Raw genomic sequence first — 19,447 nt, forward strand, 5'->3', positions numbered from 1 at the left:
CGACGGCCTGAGACACTCATCGGAGCTCTTAGCGCCTGGAAATGGCGGAACGCAACGCCGTGCGATGAAAGGACGAAATGGCAACCAGTGCTCCCAAGAACGCGATCATTCTCGCCGCCGGCCGCGGCTCCCGCCTCCGTCCTCTGACAGATCTGCGCCCGAAACCGCTGGTCGAGGTCAACGGGACGGCGATCCTCCATAACGCCCTGCGCAATCTAAAAGCCGTAGGCGTAGAACAGGTGACAGTTGTCGTTGGTTACCGGAAGGATGCCATTCAATATGCCTGCGGTAGGCGCTTTGCCGAGCTCGAAATCAAATATGTCGAGTCAACGGTTTTCGATCGTACCGGGAGCGCCTATTCCTTGTGGCTGGCGCGCGACGCGCTTCTTTCCGGAGACTGCTTTCTTCTCGAAGGCGACGTCTTCTTCGAAGAAGATGCGTTGTCCTACCTGATGATGAACCAAGCAACAGACGTCGCTGCGGTCGCTCCCTTCAATGAATTGATGGAAGGTTCGGCAGTTCTGTTGTCGGATGGCGGCCTCATCACAGCTTTCCGCATGAAACAGACCGCTGCAAACCTTGTCGCGGGTGGTCCGACACTCTTCAAGACGATGAATCTGCTACGATTTTCAGCGACAACCCTCAGGGCAACGATCGTTCCAGCGCTCGACAATATCATCGGGTCCGGAGCTACGCAGGCCTACACCGAGGAGCTCCTTGCCTATCTAGTGGAACAGCGTGGCCTACAACTCGCAGCGGCGCGCTGTGACGATCTCAGGTGGTACGAAATCGACAGCGCCGAAGACCTGCGCGTTGCGGAGCGCATTTTCGTAGAGAGACGAATGCGTCCGGCTTGCCGCACGAACTGAAGAACAAAGTGAGACCGCAATGCTAAGCTGCCTGAGCTGGCTCTGGCGGCACCCGCTCTCGGTAGTATTGCCCGATCTCACAGTCGTGCTTGTGTCAAGTTGCAAGAAGAGCTGAAGCAACCTGTACAGGCTCCCTTGGCTTCCCGCTGATATGCAAGCCACGCTAGCCAAAATGGTTCTAAATTAAGGATGGATTGTTCTCTCTCGGCAAGGTCGAACAAGCGATCGGCGCTCCCTCAAGTGCCTGCCGGCAACGATCGAACATCTTGTGCGAGCGGCGGCATTCGCTGGCAAGGTTCACGGCGCGATCAACCACCAAGACTCGTAGTTGATCTGGAACCCGCAAGAATGTCACCAATGGCAGATGAACGTCGAGCTAGGCGAGCGCAGATGCAAGAAGTTTGCATGCGAGATCAATCACACCGCGCCAACGGCCCTGATCGAGGGTCTATCCTCAGTCGCAGAAATTATGCGCGCTGGGATCCGCCCCCACCACTGCCGCGTCTTTCCTCGTAGAAGGGCGTCATAGATTCTCCGGCGCGATCGTAAAGCGCGCTCGGGTGCGCGAATCACTATGTGGCCGGTGTCCATTCGCCGGCTCATCGCCTGCAATCAAGCCTGATCATGCGGTGCCCGACCAGATTGCCTACAACGATCATAGGTTTCGACCGGCTCAGAAGCCCGACAGTCAGCACAGGAGGAACGCACATGTTGGCGCAGCGGATTTCTTTGCTTTCGGGTTCGGGTACTGCCGCAGCGCGTGAGGCAGCCAAAGAAGCTGCTGCGGCTGGTCATCAGATCATCGACCTTGCAGCCGGCGAAGTCATCATCGAGCCTCCATTATCCGTGCGTGAGGGAGCGATTGCCGCCATCACGGCCGGTACAAACCGGTATACCGAGTCCGTAGGCCTACCGACGCTGCGCACGGCCATCGCCAAAAAGCTGTCGGCGCAAACAGGCATCGATTGGAATACTGACAACATCGTAATCACGGCTGGTGCAAAGCAAGGGCTCCTCGACGCCGCATTGGCCGTGCTCGATCCGGGTGATGAGGTCATTATCATTCGCCCCTGTTGGCCGACATTCCCGTCCCAGGTTGTTCTGGCCGGCGCAAAGCCGGTATTCGTTGATGCTTGCCCGCCGAGATATATTCCGGATATCAGCGCTATCCGTGGCGTGGTCGCGCCGCGCACCAAGGCGATTATCATTAATTCGCCGAACAATCCCACCGGCGCTGTCTATGATCGAACGACCCTTCAAGCTATTGGCGATCTTGCAATTAACTACCAGCTCTGGATCATATCGGACGAATGCTACTCAAGCTTTGTATTCACCGGTGCGCGCCATGAATCCATCGTGAGTGCGCATCCGGGCGTACGTTCTCGAACGATTCTCGTCAACGCCTTTTCCAAAGAGCTGGCGATCACCGGATGGCGCCTGGGTTACTTCGCCGCGTCCGGGAAGATCACTTCCGCGGCCAGGAAGCTGCAGACCCACACCACCTCGAATGCCAACGTGATCGCGCAGCACGCGATCTTACACCATCTTCAAGTCAGTGACGGCACCTTTGAACGCGAGATGCATCAGCGTCTGGCCGATGCCCGCAGTATGGGTCTTCGCATCCTGGCGGGTCTGGAGGATGCAAGCCCGCCGAACGCCGATGGCTCATTCTTCTTCTACCTTGATCTCAGTGGGCTGGTCTCCGCTCTGCCGGCTGGAGTTCCTGTCCGATCCACCGATGATATCGCACGATTGCTCTTGAAGGAGGCCGGCGTAGCGTCGGTTGCCGGCGGTACGTTTGGCGACGTGAACGGCCTTCGCCTCTCCTTCGGCGCTCCGCCAGACCTGTTGGTGTCGGGACTAGAGCGCGTGGTCGAGACTTTGAATGGCCTGAGGACCAGACAAGCAGTGGCCTAACCCTCAGCGGATGGAGATTTGATGTGCTCAATGGCACAGCGGTTGGAGCCCTTGGCGGTGGATTGGGATCAGGAATGCGCCCTCACCTGGGATACGTTCCAAAATCCTTGAGGGTCTAAACAGGCTCCCAATGCTGCAACGCGTCGCCGTGCAGAACTTGCCGGCTAACCTTTGTCTTGAGCTACCGCAAGCAATTCATCCGACGGTTCAGCCGTCGTGAGGAGATAGATACCGGATCGGTCCACAACTTCAGTTTCGGTCGGACTGGCAGCATTCCCCATAGCTCGGTTGGAATCTAATGCTCGGCACCATCACCATCCAGGAAAGGAAACATGTCCTTGGAATACGGCATTCACGGGACGCAGACTTCGAACGGTCTCATCCATTACCAAGCGGATCTTGGCGGCTATTATGCGGTCGACGCATGAATCAGCGGCTCGGCGGTCGGGCTGATGGTCGATGTTTTCTTGTATGGGTCGAACACGTCCTCACGGCCGCTGCTCAAGGCTCGGCGGCCACAGTGCTGGGTGCAGCGATACACAATTGTCCAAGAACGGCAGTGGGCATGAGTGGAGCATGCAATTTCGCATTATCAATGCACTGCGCGAGGCCCCGTGCCGCGCTTGGCTCACTAATAGCAAGGCTACCGCGATGATCGGGTACTTGCTGGACTATGCAAATGCGATTACGGCCTTCGGCTACCTATTTGCCGTTATCGGCCTCTTCATGACCCTCAATGGCGAAATAGAGTTCGGCGCATCGGCAATGCTCTGGACGTGGTTTCTGGATCATTGGGACGGGCATGTTGCGCGCAAGACCAATCATCTCCGTTCCTCAGACGTTGCGAATTTCGGAAAAAGCTTTGATGGATTTGCGGACTTCCTGCACGGCATCCTCTTCCCCGCGACGATCATTATTCTTATCGGTAAAGGCACGATATTGTCGCTTGTCGCGAGCTTGATTTTGATATCAGCGGGCGCAATCAGGCTGAGTTATTTCGAAAATGTCGGGCTCACAAAGGATACAAAGTTTACCGGGATCCCGGTTTCATACGATACACCACTAGTTGCTGTCCTGCTGCTCGCCCGCCCGTTGTTGCCGGACGATATATTCGCGACGATTACCGCTGCGGCATTCATCATCCTCGCGCTCTTGCATGTGACAACAGCAATCCGCGTTCCAGCCATTCGTGGAGCCGGGGTGCCGATCGCAACTGGTTTTGCCCTAGCAGGCTCGATCGCGCTGGCCTCGCTTGGCTTCGCGATAGGTCATCTCTAGCAATCATCCCTGACCTGGCACAGGATCATACAATGGCCGAGCTCCTAGATGTTGCTCATCACCGCGTGTCATCTTCGGCGATCTCTATAGATCTAGCGCGAAACTTTCCGCCACCCGGCCCACTTATCCGAAACCGGCTTGCTCTTGCGTTTGATGGGCTCGAGCGTGCTGACATAGCTGGAGCTATTCGGTTTCCCCGCTTTAACGGAACGGTACGAGATCGATCCGCCGCAGCAGGATGGGTTGCCCGGCGCCTGCGGGCCGCTCCTGATCAGGAGCGAATCATTCTATCGAACGGTACGCAAAGCACTTTGCTGATGCTTTTGGCCTCGCTTGTTCAGCCTGGCAATATCCTGTTGACGGAGGAGTTAACGTACGCGGCAATGAAGCCAATAAGCTCACTGCTCGGGATAAAGCTGTCTCCAATCAAGATGGATCACGAAGGCGTAATTCCCGACGTGCTGGACGACGCTTGCATCAAACTTGGAAGTGAGGTGCGGGCTCTATATTGCATGCCGACGCTACACAATCCTACGGCGGCAACCATGTCGGTTGAACGTCGCACCGCGGTCGCTGAGATAGCCCGGCGGCATAACCTCTGGATTTTTGAGGACGACATCTACGGAGTTTTGCCTGAGATCGCGCCGCCGCCGCTACAAACATTTGCGCCCGAACGCACATGGTACGTCTTTGGCCTCAGCAAATCACTAGCGGCGCAATTGCGCGTTGCATACACCGTCGCGCCAACCGAGGGAATGGCACGCGAGGTGTTCTGGCCCGGTGTCAAGACAACCAACTGGATGGTCGCGCCACTCATTGCTGAGATTGCGACTCTGTGGCTTGAACAGAGTGCTGTCGAGCCGCTCTTGGAATCAGTTCGCCGCGAAACAAATGCTCGTCAGGACATCTTAAGGAATTCGCTTCCGTCTTGGACCATAAGAGTCCCGCCATTCTGCTACCACGTATGGCTAGAGTTGCCTGAAGATTTGTCCGCCAAGGATTTCGAGCTAGCTGCGCGAAGGCGAGGCGTATCCATTACAACGGGCGACTCCTTCTCACCAACATCCGGCGGATTTTCTGCTCGGTTTCGAATTGGAATCGGCTCCCCTTCTGATCATCAGAGCCTCCGGGCTGGATTGGGCATTCTGAATGACATCCGCGGCGAACTGGCGTCGACTTAGATGCGAGCAAGGAGGGTTCGATGCCGAATCCCCAGGTCCACGACACGATGGCCTCTCCGCTAAGCACGACACACATTAGCAGAGCGCCAGGCTTTCTCCTCGCCGATCACACGCTTCACATCGGGAGCGTGAAGGAGGCAGACTGTTACGGTCTAAGAAAAGCAGGGCTTCAACCGGCAGAGGCAAGAGCCGTGCCGGCCTATCCGTATGCAAAAGAGCAATTCCATTTAGCTGCGTTTGCCGGATTCGAGCTTGTGTCAGTGGCAACTTTCCTACTTGAGGACCAGTCGCAAGATGGCACCTACTCCGCGGTCGGATTTTCATGGCGCCTAAGAGGGATGGCAACTCATCCTCGGCACCGCAATTCCGGTTATGCGACTGCCGTACTTGAACACGGTGTCAGGCTCCTTCGGCGTCGACAGGCGTCACTTCTGTGGGCTAACGGGCGAAGCTCGGCAATCGGATTCTATCTTAAACACGGCTTTATCCGTGTTGGCGATGAGCAAGTTAAGCCCGGGGTCCAGCCCCACTACCGCATTGAACGACGACTGTAGCCGTCGTCGCTGTCTTGGTTCAACCAGAAGCTAACGTGGTGATATTCATGACATGCTCGGCTCTGTCAAATCTCGGGAATTTTACCAACTCGGCCTCATACTACGGCGATCGGCCGCGATATGATCCAAAGGTGTTGGACATGCTATCGTTGCTGATCCGCAATTGCTTTCCGAATCCGGCGGTGGCCGACGTTGGCGCCGGTACAGGTCTGTTGACGCGCGAACTCGCGGCGCGGGCATTCGCTGGTACCGCAATCGAGCCCAATGACACGATGCGGCAAGAAGGGATAAGGCACTCTGAGTCCGGTTTCCCGTTCCGATGGCTCCATGGCAGTGGCGAGGCAACCGGTCTCGCTGATCAAAGTATCGATTGGCTCCTGATGGGAAACGCGTTCCATTGGACAGACATGGACGCCGCTCTCCGAGAATTTCGCCGTGTCTTAACGCCGGGCGGATTCTTTACACCAATCTGGGTGATGCTCGACACGGAATACGACCCGACGGTCCAGTCTATTGATCACCTCTTATCGGAAACGGTTCCTTCTTTCTCACGCCATTCAGACGTCGTTCTCGAATTCATTAACAATCTTGGCGCCGCCACGAGCGACTTCTCTGAACATCGCATCTTTTTGGACTCTCGTCACTCCGAAGTTATGTCTAAAGATCGATATCTGAACATGTGGCGATCAAGGAACGATCTCCAGAGTGCATTGAATGCGCAGGAATGGGATAGTGCTATTCAAAGGATCAGTGGGCTGTTGATTGAAGACCGTGTTGTATTGAAGCTGAGAACGTACACCTGGATTTTTGGACAAGGCGTATCCGACTAACGAGGATGACTTCGGGGGCGTCGCGCTAGTCCGGCGTGGTGCTATCTTCTTGCAGGCGACAAGATCTTCCAATGTGTGGAATGAAGCCATGGCGGACATACCAAATGTAAGGTTAGTTGGAATCGACTACGATCGCCAAGGGAAGAGCCACGGGTACATCGGAATTCAGCATTCCACAACCCGCTCATGCTATTACTGGCTGCCGGTGCCTATCACCTGCATAAGGAACGGCTCAGGTCCAACTGTACTCCTGATATCAGGCGTTCACGGCGACGAGTATGAAGGTCAGATTGCGCTCTCCAAGCTTGCTGCGGACCTTCGGCCTATTGATGTTACTGGGCGTGTCCTTATTCTTCCAATGGCGAATTTTCCGGCAGCAAGGGCTGGCACGAGAACTTCCCCAATTGACGGCGGAGATTTGAACAGACTCTTTCCCGGCGAGGCGAATGGCAGCGTGACCCAACAAATCGCCGCCTACATCGAACACGGATTAATGGCCATATCCGATTTCGTTATCGATCTCCATGCCGGCGGCTCGTCAATCATGCACGTAGCTGCTGCGATAGTGGTTGCCGAAGGAGATGCGCTTCGCTTTCAACAGCAGATGGCGCTGGCCGAGGCTTTCGGGGCGCCATACTCGATCGTTTATGCTTCACGATCGCAACCTCATTTTGGAAGAATTGCGCTGACAGCGAGCGCACGCCAGGGTGCGATAGCGATAGGTGCTGAGCTTGGGGGCGCCGGATCGGTGACTTCCAGTTCACTCTCTTTAACAGAGCAGGCACTCGTTCGGGTTCTGCACAAAATCGGTGTTCTAGCCGAGATCAGTGATGCTCCGCCGCCAATGAGAACGCAAATTCTCTCGTCTGACCAGCCAGACACCATGACTTGGGCAATGGAAGCGGGCCTATTCGAACCCTCCGTGACCGTGGGCAGTGAAGTTCGACGTGGAGATCTGGCTGGACGGATACATATTGTTGATAGTCCCGGCCGCTCGTCGACAGAATATCGTTTCGACCAGGACGGCATTGTCACCGTCGCGCGATTTATGACGCAGGTTGAGCGCGGCGATTGTCTTTATCGAATTGCGTTCAAGCGGAACGCTCACAAAGATGGGCATCAGTATACTTCCGGCGTTGCGGACCCACCAAGGTGATCCGAGGACAAATATGGCGTTCTGGACAATGCGGCTTAGCGCCCCAATGTATGAGCTGATCGATTCCGTCCACCTTGAGAGGAGATTGCCGGGTCAGACCTGGTGTAACCGAGAGGATAGAAACTGAGGCTGTCGCCATCAATTTTCGGTCGCTCTCGGTCGTTTCCAGCCCTAAGAGAAACGCGCGGTCAACAGAGGGGAACAATGTGTAAACGTCCAAAGGTATTCAACACGTCGTGGGACGAATTTACCGGCGAAGGCGAAAACTATGACCGCTCCCAACCCGGTTATCCGTCTGATGTAGCAAAATTGATATCGCAGCACATTCAACGCGCCCGGCTCATCGCAAGTATTGCGGATGTCGGCAGCGGAACTGGCATTTTCACTAGGATCCTAGCGAAAGAACTGGATGGCATCGTTCCGATAGTCGGAGTTGAACCCAATCTCGACATGATCCGGGTGGCAAGGAAGGCTATGCCACCTGACCTGCAGGTGAGCTTTCAAGATGCGCCCGCAGAACAACTGCCTTTCCCGCAAGCCTCGCTATCGGCGATAGTATCCGCTACGGCTGCGCATAGATTCGATCGAAAGAAATTCTTTGGAGAAGTTGTGCGAACGGTTCAGCCCGGCGGTATGGTGGCGCTCGTTCACAATCGACATCGATACTGGGATAGCGAAGCACTAACTGAGTTTCACCGTTATATTGAGGGTTGTATCCCGGAATATCGCCGCGGCGCCTTTACTAACAAGGATGGAGGTTACTCCAACGTGGATTTTCGATCCGAGCTGTTGGAAGACGATCATTTTTCGGATGTAACGGTACGGTCGTGGGAATGGGACTTTGAGACCAACTTGGAGCACTTCGTCATTGCGGGGCTTTCAACAAGCATCGTTCAGCGATCCGCTGAGGTGGTCGGGCGCAATAAAGTGGTCGAGTTTCTGCGCGATCTCTTTCGTCGCCACTCCATCGACGGCTCCTTGAGACAACCGTATGTAACCGAGGTAACGTACGCGATTGTGTTTGATAGGCAACTCGGCAGATTGAATCAATCAACACTCCATGAGCGTTTGCTGCGCCATACAGTCTTTCGTCCCGGGTCTAGACTCTGACCTTCCCCAAAGGTTTGTGCGGTTATGGGAGCGAAAGGTCCTGGCGCGGAGCTTTTGTCATAGCTCAGCGTCAAGTCCCATCGCGATTGGCGGCGGTGAGGCTCACAGCATAGTTGTCGGCTTGAGCAGCTCCGCCTTGTTCTGATGGCCGACCGCGATTGCATCCTTGCGTCTGCGGCTTTCGGCAACTATCTCATTGTAGAATTCAACAGCGTTTGGGTCAAAATCGCAACGCGGACGTGGTTCGGCGACAAAGTTTCGATACTTATCGATTCCCCGCACTAAGGTCGCGCTGTCCCTAAATCCCCTGGTCTGACTGACGTGCGCAGCGACGTATCTAACGGTGATCCCTAGGCGTCGCGTGTCCGACAAATTCGGCTTTGAACCATGAATGAGCATGGTGTGATGGAGAGAGATCTGGCCGGGACGAAGCTCCAAATCCACGGCCTGATCTTCTTCGACATTGACCTCGACGTCCTGCCCTCGGCTCAATAAATTGTTTCTATCGCTGGTGTCTCTATGCGGCAATTGGCCCCGGTGATGGCTGCCGGGAATCACTCTCATGCATCCGTTCCTGCGGTTGCTGGGCGTCAACGCCACCCAAGCCGTGACAACGCTCGGTTCGGAAAGCCCCCAATATGTCCCATCCTGATGCCACGTTACAAAACTCGGGTCATGAGGCTTCTTATCAAAGTGGCCGGTCGCCCAAGCCATAATATCTGGCCCAAGCACGTCCTCGACGGCATCCAAAATACTCGAACTTCGCATTAGATCATTGAGCCACATCATCAGCAGATGGGGCTTTATTTTGGACCGCGCCCACAGGTCTGGCTCTCGATTTTCGAGATCCTCCATTCGCGCAAGGAATTCAGCAGCCTCTTCGATTGAAAGAGCGTCAACTGGGCAGACGAACCCTTCCGAACGATATTGTTCAACCTGGGCTTCACTCAGCATTTTGGGCATCTTTTCTCTCCTTGATAGCCAGTTGAATGCTCTGGCCTAAGCGAAAAAGCACTTTGGCAGGAAATAGCCACAGATCCGCACCCACCACCAACCATCACGACATGCTAAGGTCGCTCGAGCTGGGCCCCGCTGGAAGTTGGCGGCTGACCAGATGGTTCTTGCTACCTCATGGCGCCGGAGCGCGAACATTTCGGCCTCCACACAAGAAAGCGCAGATTAATTGACCCAACCACCCGAAACGTAGCAGGCGCTGTCCACGTGGACGCGGCGTAGCGTCTGCGCGTAGGCATCAAGGCACGCGTCAAAGACCTCTTCGCGAATTGACGGGCCAACTTTGCCTGACGGTGCGGTCAGCTCACGGAGCACACGCCCGGTCATGCTCTGCGGCACGGCCAAGCCGAGCAGCTGGAGCATCGTCGGGGCCAGGTCGCAGATGCCCGACGGCACCGATGAAAGGCAGGCCGCAGCAGGGAAGGCGGAACCGGCGACGATTCCCAAGGCGGCCAATTCCTTCGGGTGCAGCCCCCCATGCAGGCCGAGGCCTGTGCGACGGTCGTTGTCGTAAAAAGTGCCCCCGACCAGGCCGAACGGATCGAGGCCGTCGTCGGCGCGAAAGGAAAAGGCGACGTCCGGCGCGCGAACATGATCCGCGAAGACGAGGCGATTTGAGAGGCTTCCTGGGGCGGTGCCGTTAACCTCGTCCTTCGCACACGTAAATACCGGCCCGCACCATGGCTGGGAGGTCATGGTCGCGACTAACTGGGCAACCTTTCCCTCGTCTGGATCGGCAAGATAGAGAGCGCCGACCTGGCCAGGCACGACCACAACGTCAACGTCGGGAGCAGGCGCGACCCCGGGCTTGAAGCCGGCTGCACGCAGGCTGTCGGCCACTGAAATGCGCGTATGGCCAGTGATGTGGCCATGGTCCGAGATAGCGATGATCTGCACTCCGGCCTGTCGGCCCTCGACCTCCCACCACTCGAGCACGCGGCCAAACTGACGGTCGCAATGGCTAATGATAGACCGAGTTGCCTCAGCTCCCGTGCCGTGAAAGTGAGAGGTGACGTCCGGCTCGCCATAGGAAAGGATGGTGACATCGGGCCGATATCTCGGCCAGATAACATCGAGGAAAGCCGAAGTGATCCAGTCTTGTCCGATACGGTCCGGCTGCGACTTGGGGGGGACCGGTGACAATGGACTGATACTCGCTTCCATCTCGGCCAGGACATCGTCTGGCGTACAAGCCTCACGGAAGTGACCGGAGAGGCGAATGTGGCCAAATTCCTCCGCCTTGTGGTGGAACAACCGGGTCGTACCTGGGGTGTTGGTGGCGAGCACGGCGAGGCTGCGCCCGTGCGCGGACAATATCTCGCCCAGCGAGGGAACCGAGTAGAGCTTGCCTCCGCTTGCCAGATCAAGATTGCGAAGGAGAATGGCGTCCGCCGTGTCGATGTAGCGCGGCGGCACTACCTCGCGGTCTACATACTTGTTGCCAACCATGCCGTGACGGCCCGTCACAGCGCCTGTGACGAGGCTAGGAAATGCCGAGCGCGTCTCACTTGGATACACCGTTCGGTGATTTCCGAGAGTGATGCCCGCATTTGCCAAACGTGTCAGGTTCGGCGTTAGCCCCGAACTGACAAGATCTGGACGCAGTCCGTCGAAACTCACGAGTAGAAAATGTCGCTTCTCGTGAGGCAACGGCCGCTCCTATCCTATTGTCAATGCATCGCTGGGTGCGAGCTACGCTGCAGCTCGTAAGTTTCAGACCAGGCGTCGATTACGAAGACATGCTAGGCTCCAACACACTCCGATACGCGTCCCGCACAACCTCTAAGCCTCGTGAAAGTTGATCACGCGTGAGCACAGTGCCCAATCCTACTCTAAGCGCCTCCGGGGGAATGCGATCCCCGACAACGAATGCGTCGCCGTGCCCGACGATGACATTCCTGTTTTGCGTCAGTCTCGCTATTTCGAGGCGCGCTCCGGATTTAGGTATTCTAACCCATAGATTCAGTGCACCAGGATTGGTCGTAACCGGGATCCCGTCTAGGATTTCCCGCGCGAGTTCATGCCGGTGATCCATCTCAAGACGGACAGCGCCGACGATCTCATTGGCGTGGCCCGACAGGACAAGGTTGGCTGTGACCTCCGCATTCAACGGTGCCGGCATCCAATATGTCGACTTAACACCAGGCCAGAATGCACGGCCCGCGGCCGCGCTGTTGGGTGCTACGACATAAGCCACCTTCAGCCCTGGTGATAATGACTTCGCCGTCCCAAGAATGTACCAAGAGATTTCTGGAGCCAGTGTCGCAAATGGAGGTGGCGCGTCGAGTGGAAGAATACTGTAGATGTCATCTTCTATGAACTGAACGTTATTTAAGCGCGCGATATCGACAACTGCCTTCCGGCGCTCAAGCGTTGTTGTCGCCGTCGTCGGATTATGCAACGTCGGCATTGTGTAAAATGCACTTGGCTTATCTCGCTTACAGACATCAGAAAAGCTATCGGGCACTAATCCGTCATCATCGATGCTCACTGGGCAAAGCCTAATGCCAAGTCTCGCTGCCATCGGTTTGATAGCTGGATAAGTTAGTTCCTCCACAGCTATCACGCCACCTCGGCCAGCAATGCTATCGAACAACCGGTCAATTGCGCTCTGCGTCCCATTCGTAACAACAATCCTGCTGATGTCTGGAAGCGAGCCAAGTCGTAGTGAGGCAAACCCCGAGCCCGCCCTGCGGTCTTTCTCGGTGCCCATGAATCGATGGGACCCGACCAGGCTGCTAAGCTGCTCTTGCGTCATAACTTTGGAAAGAGCGCATCTATACCGCCGCTCGAAAACGTCGGCTACAATCGGCGGCAGATTGCCACTCAGATTAAGTGAGCCATCGCAGAGTGTTGGGTCGGTCTGACGGGTGACTTCCCGCGGTTCTTTCATACTCGGTCTTTCACTGTTTCTACGTTCAACTTGTTGATGCGTATCCGACAATCCGTAGGTCGTTCGTCTGCACTTTCGGTCGGCGTCGAGCTGCCTTTTCGTCGACTGCGTGAGCCAACGCCCTCTCCTGTCCACTCCGCGCCTTTTAGTTTCCCCCAACCGGCGATGAGCGTCCTGTCAAGAGCACGTCATGGGCCAGCTTGTTGGCAGCCCGAGTTCTCGACGAACAATGTCGGTGCCTCTGACCAGAGCCCGAATCTTCCCGAAAGCTACCTCGCGCGGTAGATGCCACATCCCGCAATCAGAACTCGGATGAAGCCTCTCCGGAGGTATTACCTCCAGCGCGTCTCGAATTCTCGAAGCGATATGCTCTGGCGTTTCAATATTCGTTGTCCCGAGATCAAGCAGTCCCAAGACGACATGTTTATCGCCACAATGGCGTAGCAGATCCGGCTGATGCCGTGGTTGCTCGTACTCTATGCTCATTGCTGTCAGACCTTTGACGCTTGCAAGTAGTTCTAACAGCTCGGGATAAGTCGGGCTTGGCGCTTTGCTTTCCTTCGAATACGCGTACCCATAGCAAACATGCACCGTTGTCGGCCGGGTCAGCCCTTCGATCATCCGTTCGATTGGAGCGATGCCGAGTCGCTTGGATCGGCTGAAGCGAGAATGCATGACGGGATCGTCAATATGCAGCACCGCCGCACCGGCCTTTTCAAGAGCGAGCAATTCTTTATTGAGAGCCGCCGCGACAGCCATCGCAAGCTCGAGCTCGTCGTGGTAATATTCATCGGCCAATCGGTCGATCACGGTAAACGGCCCGACAATCTGTGTCTTGAGCGGTCTGCCGGTTTGACGCTTCGCAAACTCGAGCTCTTTCACGGTGATTGGCTCAAGCCATTCGATGGGACCGACCACACGAGGGAGACCATCGTCATCCTCTCTCGACCATTCGCCTTCTTCTTTGAACTTGACCGTGTCGATTTCCGAGGGAGGCACCACGATATTGGCCGGCCGAGCAATGTTCAGCCCCCCCAGCCTGGAAATGAAGTGCCGGTCCCATGCTGACCGCCAAGGCTCGCCATCCGTCAATAGATCCATGCCAGCTTTTTCTTGATCATAGATGGATAAGCGCGCAACGTCTGCTTGTGCGCCTTCCAAGAGATCGGACTCAATCAACCAAGCACGACCGCCCAAACGATAGATTTCATTGTGCTTGATCAGCCAAGTAGGCTTTGTGTAGCTTCCGACAAGCTGGGTTGTAAGAGGATGAAGCATTTTTCGCGGTCCCTGTGCATGAATACGGTACAATCTTTGTGCGCCATCACGATTGTGTGTCGTGGCGCGCAATATCTTTCACGGCGCAGCGTCGTGCACGTCGCTTATGGAATACGACTGGTAGGCTACGGATAGACTGCGCTCTGAGACTTACTTTAGGAGCGCCTCAACATCCTTTGTCATAGCCTCAAGAGCAACGTCGGGCTTCGTTTTGAGTGTGACCACGGCCCGCAGCTGCTCACGAATTGTGTCGCTAATCTTGACGGCGTTTCGTCCGGGGAATGCGGTCCAGCTCGTGACAATCGGAAGCTCCTTCAAGCTTGTCAGGTAGAGCGGATTCTTGCTGTAGAACTTTCCTAATAGGCTTGGGTCACTTGCTGGAAGCTCGTTACACGGCATCATGCCAGTTTGCTCAACCACCAACGTCTGTGCGACCGGTCCTGTTGCGAACTTAATGTACTCCCACGCTGCCGCTTGCTTCTTGGGATCCCTGGTCGTCAGCATATAGATTCCACCACCCGCAGGTAACCTGGCATTACTTGCTGAACGCGGCAGGGGAGCTGTCCCGATGGAGAACTTGTTCGCTGAGGCTCTCAGGAGATTGCCCAGCTGCGCGCTGGACCCCACGTAGATCCCAAGAACGCCAGCAGCAAACGATTGTCTCGCCTGCTCACGGGGCATGTCGGACGTGCTCGACTGACCAATCTCGCTCAAAGTCGCAAGGGCGCTCAACCCCTCCGCATTGTTGAAGCCAATCTTTCCTTCTGACGTCACGAGTTGTCCGCCTCGGAGATTGAGCAGCGCCTGAAAGGTCCAGTTACCGTCCGCTTGGTAGTCGAAAAAGATTCCGGCCCGCTGGTCGCCGAGGGCGGTGATCCTCTTAGCGACTTGCAAAATGCCTTGCCAGTCGGAAGGAAATTCGCTCGAGCCTTCGGACACCGACCGAACGAGATCGGCGTTGTAAAATATAATTGGCGTTGAGATGCGGAATGGTAGTCCCCAGATTTCGCCATGGTGTACCCCAAGACCGGTAAGCGCTGGGCTATAGCCCATCGATGACCAGTCTTCTTCTTGCTTGATCAATGAATCCAAAGGCTGCGCCAAGCCACGATCTACGATCTCGCCGAAAAGATTGAATGCATGTTCAGCAACGTCAGGTCTATTCCCCGTGGCACTGTCAAGAATAGTTCGCTGCAGTTGATCTCCCCACGCTTCTACTGGTGAATCCAGAACGACAGCGATGTGGGGGTGCATCTGGCTAAAGCGCCGGGCGATTTCCTCTTGTATCGGCTTCATATAGGAATTCACGTAAGAGACGCGAATGGTGACCCGATCCTCCGAATAGGCCGGGGAGCCGCCGAAGACCCAAACTACGACGCAGAGCATTGCACATAGGCAGCTTTTCATTTTCATAGAGCTTTCCGTTCGAAAGTACCGCGATTTCTGATTGTATTATTAGCCTCACCTGTCCCACTGTCGGCTAGGCCACTTATTTCACCGCTCCTCCGGTCATGCCTTCGACAAACCATTTCTGAGCGGCAAGGAAGGCGATGATCAGAGGCATTACGACGAGAGTTGATGCGGCCATGAGGGGGCCATAATCATTGCCCGCCTCCTCGTTCTTGAAAACCATGATGCCGAGAGGCGGCGGCATCAGCGATTGATCGCGCACGGCGATCAGTGGCCAGAAGAGATCGTTCCAGTGACCGACCACCGAAAAGATGGAGAAGGCGATGAGAGCGGGCAGCGCCATCGGCAGCATGATCCTCCAGACGATAGCCAGTTCAGAAAGACCGTCGAGGCGCGCGGCGTGCACCACATCATCGGGAATAGTCTTGAAGAATTGACGGAACAGGAAGATCCCGAACGGCGAGATGACGTAGGGGAAGATGAGTGCGGCATAGGTGTTAAGGATGTCGAGCTGGTAGCTGAGAATGAAGAGTGGCAGCGAGAGAACTTGGTGCGGCAGCAACAGGCCGATGAGCACCATGCTGAAGAGTAGGTCGCGACCAGGGAAACGGAGCTTGGCGAGTACGTAGGCGCACGGCGTGCAGACCAGGATCTGGAGCACCAGGATGATCGCACAGACGAGAACGCCATTGCCCATGTAGCGCGGCAGCGGCACTTCCGTCAGCGCCTTGGTGTAGTTCTCAATCCCGTAGAACCGCTCCGGCCAGAAGGAAAAGGACACCCGGAAGATCTCGCTTGCCGGCTTGATCGACAGCGACACCATCCACACAAAGGGGGCAAGAATCAGCGCGCCGGTACAGAGCAGCACAGCGTGGCGAAGAATGGTGGTCGGCAGCGACAGGCGCCTGGCGGATTTGAAGGCGCTCATTGATAGTGCACCCTGTTGCCCATAATCCTTGCCTGGACGAGTGTGAGCGTCACAACGATGGCGAGAAAGACGACCGCAACGGCGGCACCAAATCCGGTGCGCAAATACTCGAAGCTCTCCCGGTACAATGTGTAGAGCAGCATTTCGGAGGCGTGCCCGGGGCCGCCCTGGGTAAGCACTTTCACGGCGTCGAAGGGCTCAAATGCCCTCACCGCCACGACGATGACGACGAACATCGAAACCGGCCCCAACATCGGGAGCGTGACGATGCACAGCCGATCAAGCCAAAGATCGGCACCGTCGACGTCGGCGGCATCGTATAAATCCTGCGGGATGCTCTTCAGGCCGGCCAGGAACAGCACCATCGCATAGCCGAGGTTCTGCCAGATGCCGATGATGGCCAACACTGGAAGGGCTGTATTCTCGTCTCGTAGCCAGTTGGCAGTTGGCAAGCCTATGACGGCGAGCGCCTGGTTGACGAAGCCGATCGTGGGGTGCAGCAACGCCTCCCAAGCGATCGCCATGGCCGCGAGTGTCGCCATGAACGGCAAAAAATGGATGGCGCGATAAAAAGAGCGCAAGGACCTTCCGCTTTCGATCAGCACTGCGATCATAAGACCGAGGATGACCGAACCCGGCACGACGATCAGAACGTAGACGACGGAATTGAGAAGCGACGCCCTGAACCCAGCGTCGACGAAGACCTCGCGAAAGTTGGCAAAACCTACGAAGGAAAGGGAGCGTGCTCCGAACTGCCAGTCACTGAGTGCGATGACAAAAACTCCGGTCACTGGCAGCAAGAACAGGACAAGCAGAAAGAAGACTGCGGGTCCAGCCAGCCCCCAAGCCACCAGCGTCTGCGCAACGGCAGGGGCACGAGCCGGCGGCGTGGCGGGGATTTGGGCCCTTCGAGCGCCGCCAATTGCAGAGTGCTCGACGCGGACACCGGAAAGGCAAAGAGGCTCGCTCATCGGGCGATCTCCCGGATCGGTGTGACCGATGCTCGGCCGGCTTCCACTTCCCGGCGCAGCCGCCGCCCATCACGGGTAAAGAGCAGCACGCGATCCGGCCGGACGCCGACATGCAGGGTCTGACCGACGGCGATATGAGGCGCCCGTTCCGCCAAGAGCCGTGCGATCACCAGATGATCGACGCCCGCCAAATCAAAATGCACAAGGAGATCAGAGCCCATGTGTTCGATCATGCGGACGGAACCGGTCAGCACACCCGGTCCGCCATGGTCGGCGAAATGAAACGCCTCGGAGCGAATCCCGAGGGTGATATGCGCGCCGGCGATCGCGTCGACCTCGATGGCAAGCGCCGATCCGGCCACATCGACCACGCCTCGTTCGCGCACCACGCCGTCCAGCATATTGATTTTGGGCGAACCGATGAATTCAGCGACGCGGCGGTCGTCGGGATCGACATAGATGTCCTGCGGCGCAGCGACCTGCAACAACTCGCCGTCGACCATTACGGCCACTCGGTCCGACAGTGTCATGGCCTCAGCCTGGTCATGGGTAACATAGACGAAGGTGCCGCCGAGCCGCTGATGCAGCTCCTTGATCTCGGCGCGCATCTGCACACGCAACTTGGCGTCGAGGTTCGACAGTGGCTCGTCCATCAGGAAAACAGCCGGATGGCGCACCATGGCTCGGCCGACGGCCACGCGCTGGCGCTGTCCACCGGAGAGCTGCCCTGGTTTGCGCGCCAGCAAGTGGCCGATGCCGAGGGACTTGGCTGTACGCATGACTTCCACGTCGATCTCGGCGGTGATCCGCGCCGTTTCTGGCAGCAGGCGACCGACAAGGGGAAGCCTCTGGACGGCCGAGAGCCTGCGCATCCGGAGCGGCAGCGCCATGTTAGAGGCAACGGTCATATGGGGATAAAGCGCGTAGGACTGAAACACCATCGCCACGTCCCGCCATTTCGGCCTGAGGCCGTCCACTGCTCGCTTGTCGATCAAGACCGAACCTGCGTCCTGCACCTCGAGTCCAGCCAGAATACGCAACAGCGTCGACTTCCCACATCCTGATGGCCCCAGAAGCGTAAGAAACTCGCCATCCGCTATCGATAGTGAAACGCCACGCAGAACAGACGTCGGGCCATAATTCTTTTGGATGCCGTCAATCGATACGGATGCCATGGTGGTTATTTCCACATCATTATGAGATCTTTGCGAAGCACAATGAGAATTGCCTATCTCACTTTGACTGCCCGCCGATGTGCAAGACCTTCAAGACCTACTTTGCTACATCCGAATGACGCTCATCGAATAATTCGATACTAACTCTGCAACATGCGATAACGAGGAGGAGTGGCCAAAAGCAACGACATGCTCACCGCGACACGTTTCGTGGATATCGCTAGCAAACAGCAAACAAAGCCTACTTTGTGCAGCGAAGAGCCTTGGCATGATCCAGGGCTCCATCAACACATCTCTCTGTCCTGGAACGCCATCTTAACTCGAGGTTTGTCGATGGCGCACCGATGCAATCGATTGGCGGGGCTCCATTGGCACCTCGCCTGTTATGTCGCCAAGCTAGACATGATCCTGTTCACTACCCCGCACGCGAGGACGCGACCAGCCGAAGGAAAAGCCGCCCTGTCGTGAGCACCTCATTCAAAAACCTGGACGTGGTTCGTTTCAAACCTTCAAGCTTTTGATTTAAAAATTGGATGCGCGGCGGTCGAGGCGATCAGCTTGTTGGTATATGCCATTCGACCGAGGGCCGCGCGATGCGTTGGGTAACGCGCGGACCGATTGACTTTTTTGCACCGATTTGATCGAGGTGAGAAACGCGGTCTGCATGATCCGCAATTCGCCGCCCGGATGCCGACCTATCGCGCCATTCTCGCCCTGTCGCTGACCGTTACCTCCAGGCTTGACGCACTCCCCTCACATAGTCTGCGCACCATCAAGCCTGAAGATCCTCACGTCGCCCGTCCCTGTACCCTGTCGATGACGCGTATCCGCAACGTGGCCATGCCCGGCGGACTCCATTTTGAATGATCGCAACGATCGATCG

17 protein-coding genes are annotated in these 19,447 nt (G+C 56.5%); 9 read left to right on the forward strand and 8 right to left on the reverse strand.

Annotated elements, in window-relative coordinates:
* Nucleotides 1-77 precede the first annotated feature (77 nt).
* The 8 genes from CVM73_RS30625 (at nt 78) to CVM73_RS30660 (ending at nt 8,895) form a co-directional block, all read left to right on the forward strand.
* Entirely contained in the window at nt 78-869 is a 792-nt protein-coding gene (locus tag CVM73_RS30625; protein ID WP_100235511.1) for a phosphocholine cytidylyltransferase family protein, read from the forward strand.
* A gap of 708 nt (nt 870-1,577) precedes the next feature.
* Nucleotides 1,578-2,786 (forward strand): pyridoxal phosphate-dependent aminotransferase, encoded by a 1,209-nt coding sequence (locus CVM73_RS30630; protein ID WP_100235512.1) that lies wholly within the window; start codon nt 1,578-1,580, stop codon nt 2,784-2,786.
* Between the two features lie 576 nt (nt 2,787-3,362).
* A complete protein-coding gene (locus CVM73_RS30635) occupies nt 3,363-4,064 on the forward strand; it encodes a CDP-alcohol phosphatidyltransferase family protein (protein ID WP_245452469.1) in 702 nt (233 codons plus the stop codon).
* A 32-nt stretch (nt 4,065-4,096) separates the two neighbouring features.
* Complete coding sequence (locus CVM73_RS30640) at nt 4,097-5,245, forward strand: aminotransferase-like domain-containing protein (protein WP_100235513.1); 1,149 nt, start codon at nt 4,097-4,099, stop codon at nt 5,243-5,245.
* Nucleotides 5,246-5,292: 47 nt separating this feature from the next.
* A complete protein-coding gene (locus CVM73_RS41825; protein ID WP_430641325.1) occupies nt 5,293-5,799 on the forward strand; it encodes a GNAT family N-acetyltransferase in 507 nt (168 codons plus the stop codon).
* 140 nt (nt 5,800-5,939) lie between these two features.
* A complete protein-coding gene (locus tag CVM73_RS30650; RefSeq protein WP_158237621.1) occupies nt 5,940-6,629 on the forward strand; it encodes a class I SAM-dependent methyltransferase in 690 nt (229 codons plus the stop codon).
* Between the two features lie 88 nt (nt 6,630-6,717).
* Nucleotides 6,718-7,785 (forward strand): succinylglutamate desuccinylase/aspartoacylase family protein, encoded by a 1,068-nt coding sequence (locus CVM73_RS30655; protein WP_100235516.1) that lies wholly within the window; start codon nt 6,718-6,720, stop codon nt 7,783-7,785.
* Nucleotides 7,786-7,989: 204 nt separating this feature from the next.
* The gene (locus CVM73_RS30660; RefSeq protein WP_100235517.1) at nt 7,990-8,895 is read left to right on the forward strand and encodes a class I SAM-dependent methyltransferase; all 906 of its coding nucleotides are present in this window, start codon (nt 7,990-7,992) and stop codon (nt 8,893-8,895) included.
* A 102-nt stretch (nt 8,896-8,997) separates the two neighbouring features.
* Here CVM73_RS30660 and CVM73_RS30665 read toward each other — a convergent pair whose 3' ends face one another.
* The 8 genes from CVM73_RS30665 to CVM73_RS30700 form a co-directional block, all read right to left on the reverse strand.
* Nucleotides 8,998-9,858: a phytanoyl-CoA dioxygenase family protein gene (locus CVM73_RS30665; protein ID WP_100235518.1), complete on the reverse strand. Its 861-nt coding sequence runs from the start codon at nt 9,856-9,858 to the stop codon at nt 8,998-9,000.
* Between the two features lie 216 nt (nt 9,859-10,074).
* Complete coding sequence (locus CVM73_RS30670; protein WP_245452475.1) at nt 10,075-11,529, reverse strand: alkaline phosphatase family protein; 1,455 nt, start codon at nt 11,527-11,529, stop codon at nt 10,075-10,077.
* A gap of 109 nt (nt 11,530-11,638) precedes the next feature.
* Complete coding sequence (locus tag CVM73_RS30675; RefSeq protein ID WP_100235520.1) at nt 11,639-12,802, reverse strand: aminotransferase-like domain-containing protein; 1,164 nt, start codon at nt 12,800-12,802, stop codon at nt 11,639-11,641.
* Between the two features lie 177 nt (nt 12,803-12,979).
* Nucleotides 12,980-14,080, reverse strand: a complete 1,101-nt coding sequence (locus CVM73_RS30680; RefSeq protein ID WP_100235521.1) for a hypothetical protein — start codon at nt 14,078-14,080, stop codon at nt 12,980-12,982.
* A 150-nt stretch (nt 14,081-14,230) separates the two neighbouring features.
* On the reverse strand, nt 14,231-15,493 hold the full coding sequence (locus CVM73_RS30685; RefSeq protein WP_100235522.1) for an extracellular solute-binding protein: 1,263 nt from the start codon (nt 15,491-15,493) through the stop codon (nt 14,231-14,233).
* A 76-nt stretch (nt 15,494-15,569) separates the two neighbouring features.
* Nucleotides 15,570-16,418: a carbohydrate ABC transporter permease gene (locus CVM73_RS30690; protein WP_100235523.1), complete on the reverse strand. Its 849-nt coding sequence runs from the start codon at nt 16,416-16,418 to the stop codon at nt 15,570-15,572.
* Nucleotides 16,415-17,389: a carbohydrate ABC transporter permease gene (locus tag CVM73_RS30695; protein ID WP_100235524.1), complete on the reverse strand. Its 975-nt coding sequence runs from the start codon at nt 17,387-17,389 to the stop codon at nt 16,415-16,417. Before CVM73_RS30695 ends, CVM73_RS30690 begins: the two co-directional genes overlap by 4 nt.
* On the reverse strand, nt 17,386-18,564 hold the full coding sequence (locus CVM73_RS30700; protein ID WP_100235525.1) for an ABC transporter ATP-binding protein: 1,179 nt from the start codon (nt 18,562-18,564) through the stop codon (nt 17,386-17,388). Before CVM73_RS30700 ends, CVM73_RS30695 begins: the two co-directional genes overlap by 4 nt.
* A 618-nt stretch (nt 18,565-19,182) precedes the next feature.
* On the opposite strand from CVM73_RS30700, the gene CVM73_RS39400 reads away from it, so the two are divergent.
* Nucleotides 19,183-19,431, forward strand: a complete 249-nt coding sequence (locus CVM73_RS39400) for a hypothetical protein (RefSeq protein ID WP_146006677.1) — start codon at nt 19,183-19,185, stop codon at nt 19,429-19,431.
* The last annotated feature ends 16 nt before the right edge of the window (nt 19,432-19,447 follow it).

The organism is Bradyrhizobium forestalis, assembly GCF_002795245.1.
In the GTDB taxonomy this organism is placed as follows: domain Bacteria; phylum Pseudomonadota; class Alphaproteobacteria; order Rhizobiales; family Xanthobacteraceae; genus Bradyrhizobium; species Bradyrhizobium forestalis.

Bases quoted from the DNA above. Each gene is read 5' to 3' on its own strand.
- CVM73_RS30625 (WP_100235511.1), top strand. From the start codon at position 78: ATGGCAACCAGTGCTCCCAAGAACGCGATCATTCTCGCCGCCGGCCGC.
- CVM73_RS30630 (WP_100235512.1), top strand. From the start codon at position 1,578: ATGTTGGCGCAGCGGATTTCTTTGCTTTCGGGTTCGGGTACTGCCGCA.
- CVM73_RS30635 (WP_245452469.1), top strand. From the start codon at position 3,363: ATGCAATTTCGCATTATCAATGCACTGCGCGAGGCCCCGTGCCGCGCT.
- CVM73_RS30640 (WP_100235513.1), top strand. From the start codon at position 4,097: ATGGCCGAGCTCCTAGATGTTGCTCATCACCGCGTGTCATCTTCGGCG.
- CVM73_RS41825 (WP_430641325.1), top strand. From the start codon at position 5,293: ATGGCCTCTCCGCTAAGCACGACACACATTAGCAGAGCGCCAGGCTTT.
- CVM73_RS30650 (WP_158237621.1), top strand. From the start codon at position 5,940: ATGCTATCGTTGCTGATCCGCAATTGCTTTCCGAATCCGGCGGTGGCC.
- CVM73_RS30655 (WP_100235516.1), top strand. From the start codon at position 6,718: ATGGCGGACATACCAAATGTAAGGTTAGTTGGAATCGACTACGATCGC.
- CVM73_RS30660 (WP_100235517.1), top strand. From the start codon at position 7,990: ATGTGTAAACGTCCAAAGGTATTCAACACGTCGTGGGACGAATTTACC.
- CVM73_RS30665 (WP_100235518.1), bottom strand. From the start codon at position 9,858: ATGCCCAAAATGCTGAGTGAAGCCCAGGTTGAACAATATCGTTCGGAA.
- CVM73_RS30675 (WP_100235520.1), bottom strand. From the start codon at position 12,802: ATGAAAGAACCGCGGGAAGTCACCCGTCAGACCGACCCAACACTCTGC.
- CVM73_RS30680 (WP_100235521.1), bottom strand. From the start codon at position 14,080: ATGCTTCATCCTCTTACAACCCAGCTTGTCGGAAGCTACACAAAGCCT.
- CVM73_RS30685 (WP_100235522.1), bottom strand. From the start codon at position 15,493: ATGAAAATGAAAAGCTGCCTATGTGCAATGCTCTGCGTCGTAGTTTGG.
- CVM73_RS30690 (WP_100235523.1), bottom strand. From the start codon at position 16,418: ATGAGCGCCTTCAAATCCGCCAGGCGCCTGTCGCTGCCGACCACCATT.
- CVM73_RS30695 (WP_100235524.1), bottom strand. From the start codon at position 17,389: ATGAGCGAGCCTCTTTGCCTTTCCGGTGTCCGCGTCGAGCACTCTGCA.
- CVM73_RS30700 (WP_100235525.1), bottom strand. From the start codon at position 18,564: ATGGCATCCGTATCGATTGACGGCATCCAAAAGAATTATGGCCCGACG.